At 69.1% G+C, this 14,737-nt stretch carries 13 protein-coding genes; 4 read left to right on the forward strand and 9 right to left on the reverse strand.

Going from position 1 to position 14,737, the window contains the following annotated elements; translation table 11 throughout:
• Positions 1 to 40: 40 nt before the first annotated feature.
• From JOD67_RS02210 to JOD67_RS02220, 3 genes are all read left to right on the forward strand, one after another.
• Positions 41 to 1,183, forward strand: coding sequence for an acyl-CoA dehydrogenase family protein (locus tag JOD67_RS02210; RefSeq protein WP_205114426.1), 1,143 nt, complete (start codon positions 41 to 43; stop codon positions 1,181 to 1,183).
• A 388-nt stretch (positions 1,184 to 1,571) separates the two neighbouring features.
• Positions 1,572 to 2,681: an O-antigen ligase family protein gene (locus JOD67_RS02215; protein WP_205114429.1), complete on the forward strand. Its 1,110-nt coding sequence runs from the start codon at positions 1,572 to 1,574 to the stop codon at positions 2,679 to 2,681.
• A gap of 202 nt (positions 2,682 to 2,883) precedes the next feature.
• Positions 2,884 to 4,371: a hypothetical protein gene (locus JOD67_RS02220; protein ID WP_205114431.1), complete on the forward strand. Its 1,488-nt coding sequence runs from the start codon at positions 2,884 to 2,886 to the stop codon at positions 4,369 to 4,371.
• Here the strand turns inward: JOD67_RS02220 and JOD67_RS02225 are convergent.
• From JOD67_RS02225 to JOD67_RS02260, 8 genes are all read right to left on the reverse strand, one after another.
• Complete coding sequence (locus JOD67_RS02225; RefSeq protein ID WP_205114433.1) at positions 4,368 to 5,471, reverse strand: hypothetical protein; 1,104 nt, start codon at positions 5,469 to 5,471, stop codon at positions 4,368 to 4,370. The genes JOD67_RS02220 and JOD67_RS02225 overlap by 4 nt on opposite strands.
• Complete coding sequence (gene rlmB / locus JOD67_RS02230) at positions 5,468 to 6,430, reverse strand: 23S rRNA (guanosine(2251)-2'-O)-methyltransferase RlmB (RefSeq protein WP_205114435.1); 963 nt, start codon at positions 6,428 to 6,430, stop codon at positions 5,468 to 5,470. Before rlmB ends, JOD67_RS02225 begins: the two co-directional genes overlap by 4 nt.
• On the reverse strand, positions 6,420 to 7,823 hold the full coding sequence (cysS, locus tag JOD67_RS02235) for a cysteine--tRNA ligase (protein ID WP_205114437.1): 1,404 nt from the start codon (positions 7,821 to 7,823) through the stop codon (positions 6,420 to 6,422). The genes rlmB and cysS overlap by 11 nt, the downstream gene beginning before the upstream one ends.
• Positions 7,824 to 7,864: 41 nt before the next feature.
• A complete protein-coding gene (locus tag JOD67_RS02240) occupies positions 7,865 to 9,712 on the reverse strand; it encodes a M48 family metallopeptidase (protein WP_205114439.1) in 1,848 nt (615 codons plus the stop codon).
• Positions 9,713 to 9,778: 66 nt separating this feature from the next.
• Complete coding sequence (locus tag JOD67_RS02245; RefSeq protein ID WP_205114441.1) at positions 9,779 to 11,374, reverse strand: FAD-binding oxidoreductase; 1,596 nt, start codon at positions 11,372 to 11,374, stop codon at positions 9,779 to 9,781.
• A 93-nt stretch (positions 11,375 to 11,467) separates the two neighbouring features.
• Positions 11,468 to 11,947 (reverse strand): 2-C-methyl-D-erythritol 2,4-cyclodiphosphate synthase, encoded by a 480-nt coding sequence (gene ispF / locus JOD67_RS02250; protein ID WP_205114443.1) that lies wholly within the window; start codon positions 11,945 to 11,947, stop codon positions 11,468 to 11,470.
• Positions 11,944 to 12,660, reverse strand: a complete 717-nt coding sequence (ispD, locus tag JOD67_RS02255; RefSeq protein WP_205114445.1) for a 2-C-methyl-D-erythritol 4-phosphate cytidylyltransferase — start codon at positions 12,658 to 12,660, stop codon at positions 11,944 to 11,946. Before ispD ends, ispF begins: the two co-directional genes overlap by 4 nt.
• Before the next feature lie 66 nt (positions 12,661 to 12,726).
• Positions 12,727 to 13,212 carry a CarD family transcriptional regulator gene (locus JOD67_RS02260; RefSeq protein ID WP_205114447.1) on the reverse strand — a complete coding sequence of 162 codons (486 nt, stop codon included), beginning with the start codon at positions 13,210 to 13,212 and terminating at the stop codon, positions 12,727 to 12,729.
• Positions 13,213 to 13,509: 297 nt separating this feature from the next.
• Between JOD67_RS02260 and JOD67_RS02265 the strand changes: the two genes are divergently transcribed.
• Complete coding sequence (locus JOD67_RS02265) at positions 13,510 to 14,109, forward strand: hypothetical protein (RefSeq protein ID WP_205114449.1); 600 nt, start codon at positions 13,510 to 13,512, stop codon at positions 14,107 to 14,109.
• Here JOD67_RS02265 and JOD67_RS02270 read toward each other — a convergent pair.
• Entirely contained in the window at positions 14,106 to 14,639 is a 534-nt protein-coding gene (locus tag JOD67_RS02270; RefSeq protein WP_205114451.1) for a hypothetical protein, read from the reverse strand. The genes JOD67_RS02265 and JOD67_RS02270 overlap by 4 nt on opposite strands.
• Positions 14,640 to 14,737: the final 98 nt, after the last annotated feature.

Here is a 14,737-nt window from a genome sequence, read left to right on the forward strand (position 1 = left end):
AGTACTGACGAAGGCGCCCACCCCATACGCCGGAGGACCGATGCCCGTCGACCGGTTGCTTCCCACCCCCGAAGCACACGAGCTGATCGGCCTGACTCGCGAGATCGTCGCGGCTGAGCTCGCCCCGCGAGCCGCCGAGGCCGAAGCCGAGTCACGCTTTCCCCGAGAGGTGTTCAGCCTGCTCGGCAAGACCGGGCTGCTGTCGCTGCCGTACCCCGAGGAGTACGGCGGGGGCGGGCAGCCGTTCGAGGTCTACCTGCAGGTGTTGGAGGAGATCGCGTACGGCTGGCTCAGCGTCGGCGTCGGTACGTCGGTGCAGTCGCTGTCCTGCTACCCCCTGCACACGTACGGGTCTGACTCGCAGAAGGCGGAGCATCTGTCGCGGCTGCTCGCCGGCGACCTGCTCGGCGCGTACTGCCTGTCCGAGCCGCAGGCCGGGTCGGACGTAGCCGCGATGACGACGCGGGCTGCGTTGTCCGGCTCCTCGTACGTGCTCAATGGCACCAAGGCGTGGATCACCCATGGCGGTGAGGCGGACTTCTACACGCTGTTCGCGCGGACGTCTTCGGACCGGTCGAGCGGGATCTCTTGTTTCCTGCTGGACGCGCCATTGGAGGGGCTGTCGTTCGGGGCGCCGGAGCACAAGATGGGTATGACAGCCTCGTCGACGACGCAGGTGCATCTCGACGACGTGCGCGTTCCTGCTTCGCGGCTGATCGGCGACGAGGGTGTCGGGATGAAGATCGCCCTTGCCGCGTTGGACTCTGGGCGTCTCGGCATCTCGGCGTGTGCGGTCGGGCTGGCGCAAGCGGCGCTTGACACCGCGGTCTCGTACGCTTCGACGCGGACGCAGTTCGGCAAGGCGCTCGTGGAGTTCCAGGGCTTGTCGTTCCTGCTGGCGGACATGGCGGCTTTGGTGCAGTCGGCGCGCGCGACGTACCTCGACGCCGCCCGCCGGCGTGATGCCGGCCTGCCGTTCGGCACCCAGGCGGCGATCGCGAAGCTCGTGGCGACGGACGCGGCGATGAAGGTGACGACGGATGCGGTGCAGGTGCTCGGCGGGTACGGCTACACGCGGGACTACCCGGTGGAGCGGTACATGCGCGAGGCAAAGGTGCTGCAGATCTTCGAAGGCACCAACCAGATCCAGCGTGTGGTGATCGGTCGCTCGCTTTCGCGTTGACATTGCCCGATTGGGCAGCCCTGAATTAACTGTTCGCGTACGGATGGTTTCGCATATGCGACGCTCTCACGCTGCACGCATGCACCGGCACCGTCCGTTGTGAGTTTCTTCTGAAGTACGTCGCGAACACCCCTCCCCTTGGCTAGCTTCTGTTCTGGCGGGGGGAGGGGTGGTGAAGCGGGGAAGTCCCAGGGAATGGTCGTGGCGTGATGTCTGCGTACCCATTGCCCTTGTGTTGTTGCTTTTCGCCGGCTATGTGAAAGGCACGTCCGCGCTCGCGTGGATGCCCATCGACCTCACGCTTGCCGCCGGGGTGGTCACTACTCTCGGCATTGTCGCGGTCGCACTGCGGAAACCTGGTTGGATTCCGCGCGGAGCTTTGCTTGTCGTGACCACGTGGGTGATGTTCGCCCCCGCGACCATTTTCGTCGCCAGTAACGAATACGGCTCCGAAAAGGTCGCGAAGTTCTGGACCATCACCTTGCTCGCCGCGGTCGCTCCGTTGTTCCTGCTGCAGACCAAGCTGCGCCGCCAGATCGCGGCTGGGGCCGTGGTCGGCATGGGTGCGGCGTCCGCGGCGTTGGCGTTCCTCGTACCGGACGAGTCCCAGTACGGCAGGCTGTCCGCGCTAGGGTCGAACACGATCTCGATGGGCCGGATCGCCGGCGCTGCCGCGCTCGTGCTGGTGGCGTGGGGAATGTTCGCGCACGGGCGACGGCGTTGGTTCGCGTTCGCCGGCGCCGCCTTGGCCGCGGCGGCGATGGTGCAGTCGGGCTCGCGCGGGCCGCTGGTCGCGGCGACCGCCGCGGTGGGCGTCCTCGCGATCCTCGGTGCCGTCGACCGCCGGAGCAGGCTCCGCCGCATGCTCGTGATCGCCGTGGTCGGGGCGGCGGGCTGGTGGATGGCGTCGACGTTCGCCGGCTTCGGCGCGGAACGGATCACGGCAACCCTGCAAGGCGGTCCGGACGCCTCGATCGGCGCGCGCCTCCGGCTCATCCTCGCGTCGTTGCAGCTGATCAGTGAACACCCGTTGGGCATCGGCTTCGGCGCTTTGTACGACAACCTGCCGCTCGGCATCGCGCTCGACAGCAGCGGCTGGCGGCAGTACCCGCACAACATCCTGATCGAGGCGCTGACCGACGCGGGCTGGCTCGCCGGTGTCGCGCTCGTCGTGCTCATCATCGCCGGGCTCGCGCAGATCCGCCGTACCGCGCACACCGCTGACGGCGCGGTCTGGTCCGGGCTCGCGATCTTCTTCGTCATCAACGCGATGGTGTCGGGCGACCTCAACGACAACCGGACGATGTTCGCGGCGTTGTCCATGGTGTGGGTGATCGGCACCGGCCTCATTCGTACCGCCGAGGACGACGAGAAGGTCACTTCCATCACGTCGCGACTGAAGCGGCCGGCGCCGGAGCGGATCGGTACTCGAGTTGCCCGCAACGGAGTCGCCTCGCTGCACCGCAGTCGGACGTCTCGGCTTCCGCTCGCGCGTTGATGATTTCGCCTTGCCAGGTTGAACAAAGAGGTATGTGCGTCCAAATCGCTGACGGTTGGACTACTGTGCGGCCATGGCATCGAGTGGAGGCTGGGCCGGGGCCGCGCTCGTCGCGACAGCGGTGCTGTTGTGCGCATGCTCGCCAGAAGCTCCAGAGCTGGAGCAATCGGGCGAAAACGAAGGCCCACAACCTTCATATCCGTTGACGATTGCGACATCTGCGCCGCAACCGCTCGAGGCGGTCGTGGCGAACGACTCCACCGCGGTTTCGTTCACGCTGCCGGTCGGATTCTCGGTGTCGCGGACGAGTCCGGGTGAGGTGACGTACGCCGACGCGTCCGGCTCGCGGATCAGTGTGGCGGTGTCGCGCCTTCGTGGCACGCTGCGGCCCGAGTCGGCGACGCCGATTCTCGGTGGGTCCGCGCGGTCGGGTTGCTACGTACCCGGCTCGGTGCCGGCGTTCGGGGCGTTCTCGTTGTCGCAGGCAGTCGAGTCGCCTTGTGTGACGCCGGGGATGCGGCCCGTGGTCGCTGCTGCTTCCGCCCCTTCTGGGGTTGCTCCGGTGGCGAAGGCGGATCCCTCGTCGGTGTTGCGACATGAGGTGCTCGGCGGGGTGTCATCGTCGCGCGATCTGGTGTTGCTGGACTTCGCTTCGTTGAAGTCGTCGTACCCGTCTGCCGCGTCGTCGTCGTTCCTGTCGTCGGTGCGGGTCGTGCCGTTGAAGGCGTTCCCTCAGGTGGGGGTGCCAGCTGCGGAGCTGCCGGAGGCGATGAAGGACCGCGGGATGGTGCCGCGCGACGCGTGCCAGGTGGTCTCGGCTTCGGACTTCACGTCGCCGTTCGGTGTGCCGGTGGCTTCGAGCCATTCGTCGTCGATGTTCGGCGCGGACTCGGTGTGCGAGGTGTGGTTGGGCACGCCTTCTGCCGCGTCGTCCGGGGTTTGGTACCCGAACCTGATGCGGGTCGTGGTGTCGAGCTTCCCGTTCGGCGTGCGGGAGACTGCGCGGCGGTTGTCGCGGGGGTTGGAGCAGCCTTTGTACGGTCGGGTGGACGAGGTGCACGGGATGCCTCGGCTGGTGGGAACGGTGGTGCGGCCCGCGAGCCAGCCTGGTGCTGAGGCTTTGGTGAGCGTGGGGCCGCAGCGGACCGTACGCGTGGCCGTGGTGGGGTATCGCGGGTCGTTGACGTCCTACTCCGAGCAGCTGGCGTTGTCCTTGAGCGGAGCGGTGGCGGGCCGGGTCGCGTCGGGCACTTTGGTGCGCCCGTTCGCGCCTGCTTCGTCCGGGCGGTCGCTGCTCGGCGTGAGCTGGCGAGGCGACGTACGGGTGACGTCGTCAACCCCGCCTTGCGCCCTGGTCTCCGGCGGCATGCCCGCGGGCGAGGCGTGCCGATTCACCGGTCCCTTGGGCACCCTGGTCGAGGTCCGCCCGCACGTGGGCCGCAGCCTCATCTCCGCGGCCTTGACCAACCCGCTTGGGCCAGGCTCGGCCAACCCCGCCGCGGTGCGGACGAGCGCGGTGGAGGGCAACACGTTCTTGACAGCGACGACAGAAGACGCCGCCCACGGCTGCCTGGTGCTCGACGAGACCACCTGGGCCGAGATCCAAGTCACCGGCGCCACCCGCTCCACCCGCGCCGAAGCCCTCAACCAAGTAGCCGCCGGCCTCCTCCAAAAGGCCCGCGCCCTCTAGGTGAACAGCTGCGGAAACGTCCGTCGAAGGTCGGCGAGCAACTCCGGATAGTCGATGCCGTAGCCGGCGCAGGCGTCGAGAGTCGCAGTCAGGGCTGCTCGTAGTGGGTCCGAGTCCGCGGCATGTCTCAATGATGGAAGGGCAAACGCCTGCTGGTGGCAGGGTCCTGAGCGGCCGTCCATCCCGAGCATGGTCGTGTCAGGCGCGTCGGGGTCCGCGATGAGTCGCTCCCAGGCCTTGTCGGGTTGGTCGAACGGCGGCGGAAGCGGTTCCCCTCGCTCCAGCGCGGCGAGCGCGGGCGCGATCCACTCGACCTCGGCCAGCCCTGCCCGGTCGTAGACCCGGCGCGCCGCCCACCGCGCGACCGTCCGCTGGAGTGCGGGGCCGGCGGCGTCCAGAGCATGAACGACTTCGGCGTCGGTGTGCACCAACCCCCGCGCGACGTCGCCGACCGCGAGCAGCCGATCGCTCGGCAGCCGTCCGCCCCACTCCCTCATGAGATAGCGGCGGTGCTGTTCGGCTTCCTCCAGCTCCTTCTGGCGTCGGCGCTCCGCGAGCTCCTCCGGGGTCGGAGGCGGTGGCGGAGGCGGGATCGCCCGGGCGCGCTCGTGGTTCCTGACGGCGACCACCGAGGTCGCCTTGACTACGACGTCAGGGCCCAGCGGTGCCGGCCAGAACTGGAGCAGGCATCGCTCGACGGCTCGATCCGGATCGAAGTCCGCGGAGGCAGCCTCGCCCATCCCGCTGATGGCGACCCGCAGGCGGTAGTCGGTCAGCTCGAGTCGAAACGGAGGAAACGACGACCCGTACATCTGAGAGCAGACTCGGACGTCGACGGTCGCGGGGGCGAACGCGACCTCGACGATTTCCTCCCAGGAGTCGTCGATCTCCGGTCGGCCCTCGTGAACTTCGACTGTCACCCCGATCGGTCCATAGTGCGTGCCCATCGAGAAGTACAGATAGCCGGGAACAACGGCGGCGCAGATGCCGTTGGACTGTCCGGCAAACATGGCATCGAGGTCCGAGCCAAAGACGTCGGGATCGCTCTGGACGGTGAACGAGTTGTACTCGGCGAAGATCTGACCAGTGACGGTGGTCATGCGCGGTGGCGGGCGACCTCGTACAGGGCGATGCCGGCGGCGACGCCGGCGTTCAGCGACTCCGTGCCTGATCTCATCGGGATCGACACGAGGTGGTCGCAGGTCTCCTTGACCAGCCGGGACAGGCCTTTGCCCTCGGAGCCGATGACCAGCACCACGGGTTCGGCGAAGCTGTCCAGCTTGGCGGCCTCGGCGGACGCGTCCGCGGCCAGGCCGACGACCAGGAGGCCCTCGGCCTGGTATGACTTCAGCGTTCGGGTCAGGTTCGTCACGCGCGCCACCGGCACCCGCAACGCCGCCCCAGCCGACGCCTTCCAGGCCGAGGCGGTCATCGAGGCCGAGCGTCGCTCGGGCACCACCACGCCGTGCGCGCCGAATGCCGCCGCCGAACGGACGACCGCCCCGAGGTTGCGTGGGTCGGTCACCCCGTCCAGCACCACCAGCAACGGCGGCTCGCCCAGCTCCGCAGCGCGCGCGACCAGGTCGTCAGCCTCGGCGTACTCATAAGCAGGGATCTGGATCGCCAACCCCTGATGCACCGCACCCGACGTGACCCGGTCCAGCTCGTTCCGCGTCACCTCCATCAACGGCACGCCCAGCTCCGCCGCCAGCCGGAACGCCTCCCGCACCCGGTCGTCGCGCTCCAGCCGGTCCGCCACATGCAGGGCCGACGCGGGTACGCCAGCACGCAGTGCCTCGACGACCGGGTTGCGCCCGACGATCCACTCCGGCCGGTCCGGTGCCCCACGCCCGCGCGACGGCGCGCGCGAAGGAGCGCGCTCGACGGCGCGCTTCTCCGCTTGCGCCCGCTTGTACGCCTTGTGGTTCGGCCGCTCCACCGCCGGCGGCTTAGGCCCCTTGCCGGCGAGCCCGCGACGGACCCGCCCGCCCGAGCCCGCGGTCGGGTTGCCGGACGTCCGGCGCCGGACCGCGCCCTTGCGGTTGCTGTTACCTGCCATTGGCCAAACCCCACTTGGCGCCGTGCGCCGTATCGGTGATCTCGATCCCCGCCTCATGCAGCTGGTCGCGGATCGCGTCCGCCGCTGCCCAGTCCTTCGCCTCCCGCGCCGCCGCCCGCTGCCGTAGCAACGTCTGCACCAGTACGTCCACCGCCGAGTGCAGCGCCGCCGACGACCCGTCGGACGAATGCCAGCGCGCGTCGTGCGGGTCGAGCCCCAGGACCGCCAGCATCGAACGTACCTCGCCCAACCGTGCGCGCACAGTCTCCTTGTCGTCCGAGGCCAGCGCGGTGTTGCCCTCGCGTACGGCCGCGTGCACGACCGCCAGCGCCTGTGGCACGCCCAGGTCGTCGTTCATCGCCGCCGCGAACGCCGACGGCACCGCGGGCAGTTCGTCCACAGCCCCGACGAACTCCGAAGCCCGGTCCACGAAGCCTTCCAGCCGCCCGTAGGCGGTCGCAGCGTCGGCCAACGCCTCGGCCGAGTACTCCACCGTCGACCGGTAGTGCGGCGCCGCGAGGAAGTAGCGCAGCTCCACCGGTCGAACGTGTTTCACCACCTCGGAGACCAGCAGGTCGTTCCCCAGCGACTTGCTCATCTTCTCGCCCGCCATCGTCACCCACGCGTTGTGCAGCCAGTAGCGAGCGAACCCGTCACCGGCGGCGCGCGACTGCGCGAGCTCGTTCTCGTGGTGCGGGAACACCAGGTCGATGCCGCCGCCGTGGATGTCGAACGTCGAGCCGAGGTACTTCGTCGCCATCGCCGAGCACTCCACGTGCCACCCTGGCCGCCCGGGACCCCAGGGCGTGGACCAGGACGGCTCCCCCGGCTTCGCGCCCTTCCACAGCGCGAAGTCACGCTGGTCGCGCTTGGCGGAGGCGTTCTCGGTGTCGCCGGCGGTCACGAGGTCGTCGACCTTCTGCCCCGACAGCTCGCCGTACGTCGGGTGCGACCTGACGTCGAACAGCACGTCGCCACCGCTCGCGTAGGCGTGCCCGGCAGCGATCAGCCGCTCGATCAGCGCGATCATCTCCGGCACGTGCCCGGTCGCGCGCGGCTCGACAGTCGGCGGGAGGCAGCCCAGAACGTCGTACGCCGCGGAGAACGCCAGCTCGTTCCGGTACGCCAGCTGCCACCACGGCTCGCCCGCGGCGGCAGCCTTCACCAGGATCTTGTCGTCGATGTCGGTGACGTTCCGGGCCAGCGTCACCTCGTTGCCGAGGTGCTCGAACCAGCGCCAGAGCAGGTCGAAGTTGACCGCGAACCGGACGTGCCCGACGTGCGGCGGCCCCTGCACGGTGGCACCACACACGTACATCGTGACCTTGCCGGGTACCAACGGCTCGAATTCACGAAGAGCACGCGCGTGCGTGTCGTACAGGCGCAGATTCACCCACCCAGGGTACCGACCCGGCTACCGGCCACGCGCCACGCTCAGGTGGTGGGGACAGCGACCCCGCGCTGGACGAGCTCGCCCATCACGCCGACGAACGTCTCCTGCGAGTTCCCGAGCGCGTCGCCAGTCAGGACCTGCCGCAGCTCCACCGGGTCCTTGCCGTGCCGGTCGAGCCGGACCTTCATCGGCAGCTTGCGCAGGACCTCGCCCCCGCGGACCTCCTCGTACGGGATCCACAGGCTGTTCGACCGGGCGGCGATCTCCGCGACCGGCGCACTGTCCAGCAGCTTCTGCAACCGTACGTCGCCGTTGTCCGTCGAGCGCGGCGCGGGAACGAACACCAGCCCCTCGTCGGTGACGAGCAGGTCCATGTTCTTCCTGTCGACCTTGAAGTTCGCCAACGCAGCAAGGACATTCGCCGTCTGCGCGTCCGCGCTCGCCTTGACGACAGCGCCGGCATCCAGCTCGATCCCGCGCTCGGCAAGGCGACGTACGAACGTGTCAACTCCGGCTTGACAGTCCTCCAGCAGTTCCTCGAACTCGTCCGCCGAGTACGCCGAGCCATCGCTCACGTACACGAGCTCCAGGCTCTGATCCCAACGCTGCTTAGCGGTCACGACCCCTCCCCGCAGCGCGGCGGCGGTCACGACAGCGCCGAAGTCATGCGGCGCGTTCACCGAAGCCAGCTGCTCACGCAGCTCGGGCAGCCGCCCCTCGGCCGCGTAGGACAGAACGGTGTCGAACGAGGCCTCCCCGCCCAACCGAGTCAGCCCCCGGTAGAGGGCGTCGGCGAACGTCTGCGCGCTGGCCAGCGCGCCGCGGGTGACGTAGCCGTCCCAGTCCAGCCGCTCCCGGGAGCCGAAGTCGAACGCGACCTGCTCCACCCGGTCGAACAGCTCGTCCGGAGCGCCCAGGACCGCCGTCGCCGGGCGGGAGTCGGACGCGCCTCCGAGCTCGGGAGCGTCCGCCAGGGCGGCGATCCGTACGGCGTGAGACGGGTGGCTGTCCCAGCGCGAGGCCTGGTCCTCGACCTCCTTGGACCGGAGCTCGGAGAGCTGGTCGGCCCGCCCCTGCAGGAACGGCACGAAGCCGCGCACGACCCCGCGCGGGGCAACGCCGTAGTCGAGGGCCCATCCCACGTAGTTCTCGAGGTAGAAGTTCCAAGCGGCGTTGATGACCGACACCTCGCGCAGCGCCGTCTGGGCCGCCGTACGCCCGGCGATCCGGGCCGAGGCCTGGTCGGCCTCCAGCTCCTGCTGCCGGCTGACGGCGCTCTCGACGAGGAAGTAGAGCTTCGCGTACTGGACCAGGAGCCAGCGCACGATGTTGCCGCTCCGCAGCTGGCCGATGGTCCTGATCACCGTGCTGCGGCCGCGGTAGCTGAGCGCGAGGAGCTTGGTGTGCGACTCGGAGTAGTGCCCGAGCTCGTGCGCCAGAACGGCGCGCAGCTGGTCGACGGTGAGCGCTGTCAGCAGCGGCGTACCGATCGTCAGGTAGCGCCGGCCGCCGATCAGCCCGAGCAACCGGGTCTGCTCGGTCACGCCCGCGTTGACGTCACTGTCCAGCCAGATCTCGTCCGGCGCCTTGGTCTGCACCTGCGCGGCGAGCTCGCGGACCAACGCCCACAGTTCCGGCTGCTCCTCCGGCGTGACCCGCACGCCGAACGGCTCGAACGGCGGCAGCCGCAGCGACTTGACCAGCCCCCACAGCACCAGCACGCCGGCGCCGCCGATCACCCAGATGAGCTTGCCCACAAGGAGGTTGCTGGGCAGCTTCAGGAAGATCAGCCAGCACAGGCCCACCAGCCCGGCGACCACCGCCAGCGCGAACACGTAGAAGCCGACCAACATCGCGATCGCGGTCGACGCGCGCAAACCAGTCTTCATATCCCCTCCCAGGTCCGGGATCGTAATGGTTCGGGCCCGGCCCGGAAGGGTAATACGACAAATCCGTTATGGAAGCTCAATCGACATCGCGTGGTGGAACGTGTCGCGCGGGTCCCACTTCGCCTTGAGCTGCCGCAGTCGCCTGTAGTTCTGCTTGTAGTACAGCGTGGTCCAGGGAACGCCCGACGTGTTGAGCTTCGGGTCCATCAGGTCGACGTCGCAGTAGTTGATGTACGAACCGTCGTTGAACTCGTTCGACACCGGCACGCCGCCCGTGTCGCGGTAGAGCTCCTGGTAGACGTCGCGGGACCAGGTGAGGTGCTTCTCGTCCTCCGCGGCGTCCGTCCAGCTCGTGCCGAGCGCGAGCTTCATGATCGAGTCGCGCTGAGCGGTCGCGGTCGCCGTCGGGGCGATCGCGTTGATCTGGCCGCCGTACGGGACGAGCAGCGCGACGGTGTTCGCGTTGGCCTCCGGCTTCTGCAGAGCGTCGAACAGCACGCCGATCTGCCGGGCGTTCCAGCCCTTGCGGAAGTACGCGGCCTTCAGCTTGCCGCGCGTACCGCCGGACATGTCCTCGGCGATCGAGCGCTGCCGCGTCGTCGCGAGGAACGGGCCGGGGTGCGGGTCCTCGACATACGGCTTGGGCTCCACGCCCTCGAGCACCGCGGCGTGGAAGTCGCGCAGCATCTTCTCCGCGTTCGGCAGCGTCCCGTCGAGCTGACTGGACAGCAGCAGGCCGCCGGTCGCCTTGGCACCAAGGAGGAACGGGCTGTAGAGCGAGGCGTACGGGTTGCCCGGCGCGCTGTACTTCTCGTACCAGGCGAAGAAGTTCGACACCGTTCTGGTGAAGGACTCCTTCGTCAGCGCGTTCCAGTCGAACGCGACGACCGCCGACATCAGCGTCTCGGGCGGGCGGGGAAGCGCGCGGGTCGGGTCGGCGCCGGAGACGCCGTGGCTGCGGAGCAGGTAGCGCGTGACCACGCCGAAGTTGCCGCCACCGCCGCCGGTGTGCGCCCACCACAGGTCGCGGTGTTGGTTCTCCCTGGTGGCGAGGACCGCGCGGGCGCGACCACGCTTGTCGACCACGACGACCTCGACGCCGTACAGGTGGTCGACGACCGAGCCGAACAGCCGCGACAGCGGACCGTACCCGCCGCCGGCGAAGTGCCCGCCGACGCCGACCGTCAGGCAGCCGCCGCCGGGGATCGTGACGCCCCAGCCGTAGTAGAGATCCTTGAAGACTTTGTCCAGCGTGGCGCCCGCGCCGATGCTGAACGCCCGCAGCCGCGGATCGTACTCGACGTCGGTGAGGTGGGACATGTCGATGAGGACGCGGACGTCGTCGCTCGCGACGAAGTCCTCGTAGCAGTGCCCGCCACCGCGCACGGCGAGCTGCTTCTTCTGGTCGACGGCGTCCTGGACCGCGTCGACGACCTGCTCGGTGGTGAACGGGACGCGGATGTAGTCGGGGCTGCCGTGGAAGCGCCGCTCGAGTCCGCGCAGGAGCAGGTCCTCGTAGCGCCCGGTTCCCGGCAGGACCTTCTCCGCCTCGGGGCGGTAGGAGGCAGGGCTGGCGGCGGCTGGGGTGGCACTGCCCGCGACGGCCGCGCTACCTACCGCTGCCGCACCGACGAGCAGGCCGCGACGAGACACCTCAGTCATGTGATTTCCCTTGCTGGAAAGGACGTTTGCTCATCACGCTAGGTGGTCGATCTTGGCGTGGCATCAACCGATCGGATGATCGGCGATCCTCCTTCAGCCGGTCGAGAAGATGAGAGCGGTTGCTAGGGCGGCGACGCCTTCGCCGCGGCCGGTGAGGCCGAGGCCGTCGGTGGTCGTGGCGGCGATCGTGACGGGTGCGTCGATCGCCTCACTGAGGACCTTCTCGGCTTCGGCTCGCCGCGGACCGAGGCGGGGACGTTCGCCGACGATCTGGATCGCGACGTTGCCGAGCTGCCAGCCGTTCTCGCGGAGCAGGCGGGCAGTCTCGCGGAGGAACGCGACGCCGTTGGCACCCTGCCACTCCGGGCGAGAGGTGCCGAAGTTCGAGCCGAGATCGCCAAGCCCGGCGGCGGAAAGTAGCGCGTCGCAGGCGGCGTGCGCGGCGGCGTCGCCGTCGGAGTGGCCCTTCAGGCCGGCGGGCTCGCCCTCCCAGAGCAGGCCGGCGAGCCAGAGCTCCCGGCCGGCTTCGAACGGGTGCACGTCGACGCCGATGCCGACGCGGGGAACGTTCACCGGAAGCCGTCCGCCCGGCGGCGGGCGAGGATCGCCTCGGCGAGCACGAGGTCGAACGGCCGCGTCACCTTGAACGCCTCCTCCGAGCCGGGCACGCAGGTGACGGGGACGCCGAGACGTTCGACCAGGCCGGCGTCGTCGGTGACGCTCGCGAGCTCCTCCGCGGTGGCGGCATCGGCCCAGGCGTGCGCCTTGGCGAGCAGCTCCCTTCGGAACCCCTGCGGGGTCTGGACGGCGCGCAGGCGGGAGCGGTCGAGCGTACGCGCGACGACCTGGCCGTCGACCTCCTTGATCGTGTCGGCGACCGGGATCACCGGGATGCAGGCGTCGGCACCGGTCCGGACGGCGGTCGCTACCGCGTCGACGAGCTCAGGCGGGACGAGCGGCCGGGCGGCGTCGTGGACGAGCACGATGTCGACCTCGTCGGGGAGCGCGGCGAGGGCTCTGCTGACCGAACGCTGGCGATGATCTCCGCCTCCCACCACCTCGACCTCGGCGCCGGTGAGCTCGAAGTCGTCCAGCAGCCGTTCGACGCTGGCCACGTCGTCCGGCGGCGCGGCGACGACGACCAGCTCGACGGAGCGGGCGCGGGCAAGGGCTCGTACGGCATGGACGAGCACCGGGGCGCCGCCCAGGAGCCGGAGGGCCTTGGGGGTGCCGGGTCCCATCCGTTCGCCGCGGCCTGCGGCAGGGACGATCGCTGCGGTGGTCATTCTTCTTCGCCCTAGAGAGCCAATGAGCCCCCGACGATCACGTCGGGGGCTGATTGAGTTGGTGGATCAGGAAGCGAGGACCTCGTCGAGCAGGGCCTCCGCCTTGTCCTCGTTGGTGTTCTCAGCGAGCGCGAGCTCACTCACGAGGATCTGACGCGCCTTGGCCAACATCCGCTTCTCTCCAGCGGACAGGCCTCGGTCACGCTCGCGGCGCCAGAGGTCACGGACCACTTCGGCCACCTTGATCACGTCGCCGGAGGCGAGCTTCTCGAGGTTGGCCTTGTAGCGGCGCGACCAGTTGGTGGGCTCTTCGGTGTGTGGCGCACGTAGCACCTCGAAGACCTTTTCCAAGCCCTCCTGGCCTACGACGTCGCGAACCCCCACGAGATCGACGTTGTCCGCGGGTACCCGAACAATGAGATCGCTCTGGGCGACGATTTTCAGGACGAGATACGTTCGATCTACGCCCTTGATTTTTCGGATCTCGATGTCATCGATGACGGCAGCCCCATGATGGGGGTACACCACTGTCTCGCCGACCTTGAAAGTCATATGTACGGTACCCCTTCCTTGCCTCAACTTTATCACGGTCTCTCAACCGCTCCCGTGGCGTTTCCCCAGGTCAGAGCCGCGACGGGACTTGACAAGAAGCGCTTTCCGTGCATTCGCGAGGTTGTCCGCAGGCGGCTGATCTAGGTGATACCCGTACGAAACCCGTAACAACCAGGTCAGGCGCGAGACCATGATGCCGACCTTGATCGTCGGGTCCCGGAGTGGGGTCGATACGCTGTGGTCCGCTCGATCGCCCTACCGCATCACCCTTGTGGGATCTCCCGAGGAAGGAACGCCGTGTCGATGCCGTCCCGGTTCCGTCGCGGACTCGCATTCGTGCTGGCCGCGGCCATGTTGCCGGTCCTGTCCGCGTGCGCTGCCAGTTTCGGCGCGGCCACCCAGGATCCGTACGCGCCCGCCGACGGCGTGCAGGCCAACAGCGGCTCGTTGCAGCTGCGCAACCTGGTGCTGGTGGTCACCGGCGCCAACCAGGCAACGCTGGTCGGGACGGTCTTCAACAAGGGTGACGAGCCCGACGCGATCGTGGCCGTGTCCAGCGCCGCGAAGCCCGGAACGCTCACCCCGGCGGCCATTCCGGTTCCGGCCAACGGCGTCGCCGTGCTGGGTCAGGAGACCTCGCTGGGCGAGCCGTCGACCGTCGAGCTGACCGGCACGAACCTCGGGCCGGGCCTGGTGACGCAGCTGACGATCGACTTCCAGCGCGCGGCGAGCGTGTCCGTGGACGTCCTGATCGAGCCGCGCGTCGGCCCGTACACCGGCGTCCCGGTCCCCCCGTCGCCGACTCCGACGCCGGAGCCCACGCCGACCCTGGACATCCCCCACACCGAGACCGCCTCGCCCGAGCCGACGGACACCGCCTCTCCCGAGGCCTCCTAGCTCAGCGGATACCCGGCGGCCGCGCAGGCTGCCAGGATGTCGCCGACCACCCGATCGACCGGCTCGCGGGCATCGATCGCTCGCACTCCACGGCCGAGGAGCTCCGCCTCCACGGTCCGCCGCCAACGGCGCGACCAGGCCACGGTGTCGCCGGTCTTGCCGAACGGGTTGTCCCGCCGCGGATCGCGAAGCCGACGCTCCATCGTGTCGTCGTCGAGCCGGAGGAGCAGCACGAGATCGAAGCGGTCCAGCCGGTCGAACATGTTGAACGCCGTGCCGCACAGGAGCCCGGTGCGGTCGCGGCACTCCGCCACCGCCTCGTCGAGGCGATCGTCGATCCACTGCCAGTGATGGCTGGTCAGCCAGTCCAGGTCAGGCTCCGCGGGAAAGTCGACCGGATGCCCTTCCGGAGTCTCGTGGCGGGCGTAGCCGTAGTCGAGGTCGATCGCGTGGAGTCGCCTCGCCCGTACCGCCGCCGTGACCGTCGACTTGCCGGCGCCAGGGCCACCGGCGAGGAGGATCGTCGCCATGGGCAGCGACCCTTCCAGCCAGGTCGTGCGACTGGCAACGCCATTTTCCGCAAGCAGAACGCCCCGCGGCCGGCGTCCGGCAGCGGGGCGTTCGTACG

This window comes from Tenggerimyces flavus (assembly GCF_016907715.1).
GTDB classification, from domain to species: domain Bacteria; phylum Actinomycetota; class Actinomycetes; order Propionibacteriales; family Actinopolymorphaceae; genus Tenggerimyces; species Tenggerimyces flavus.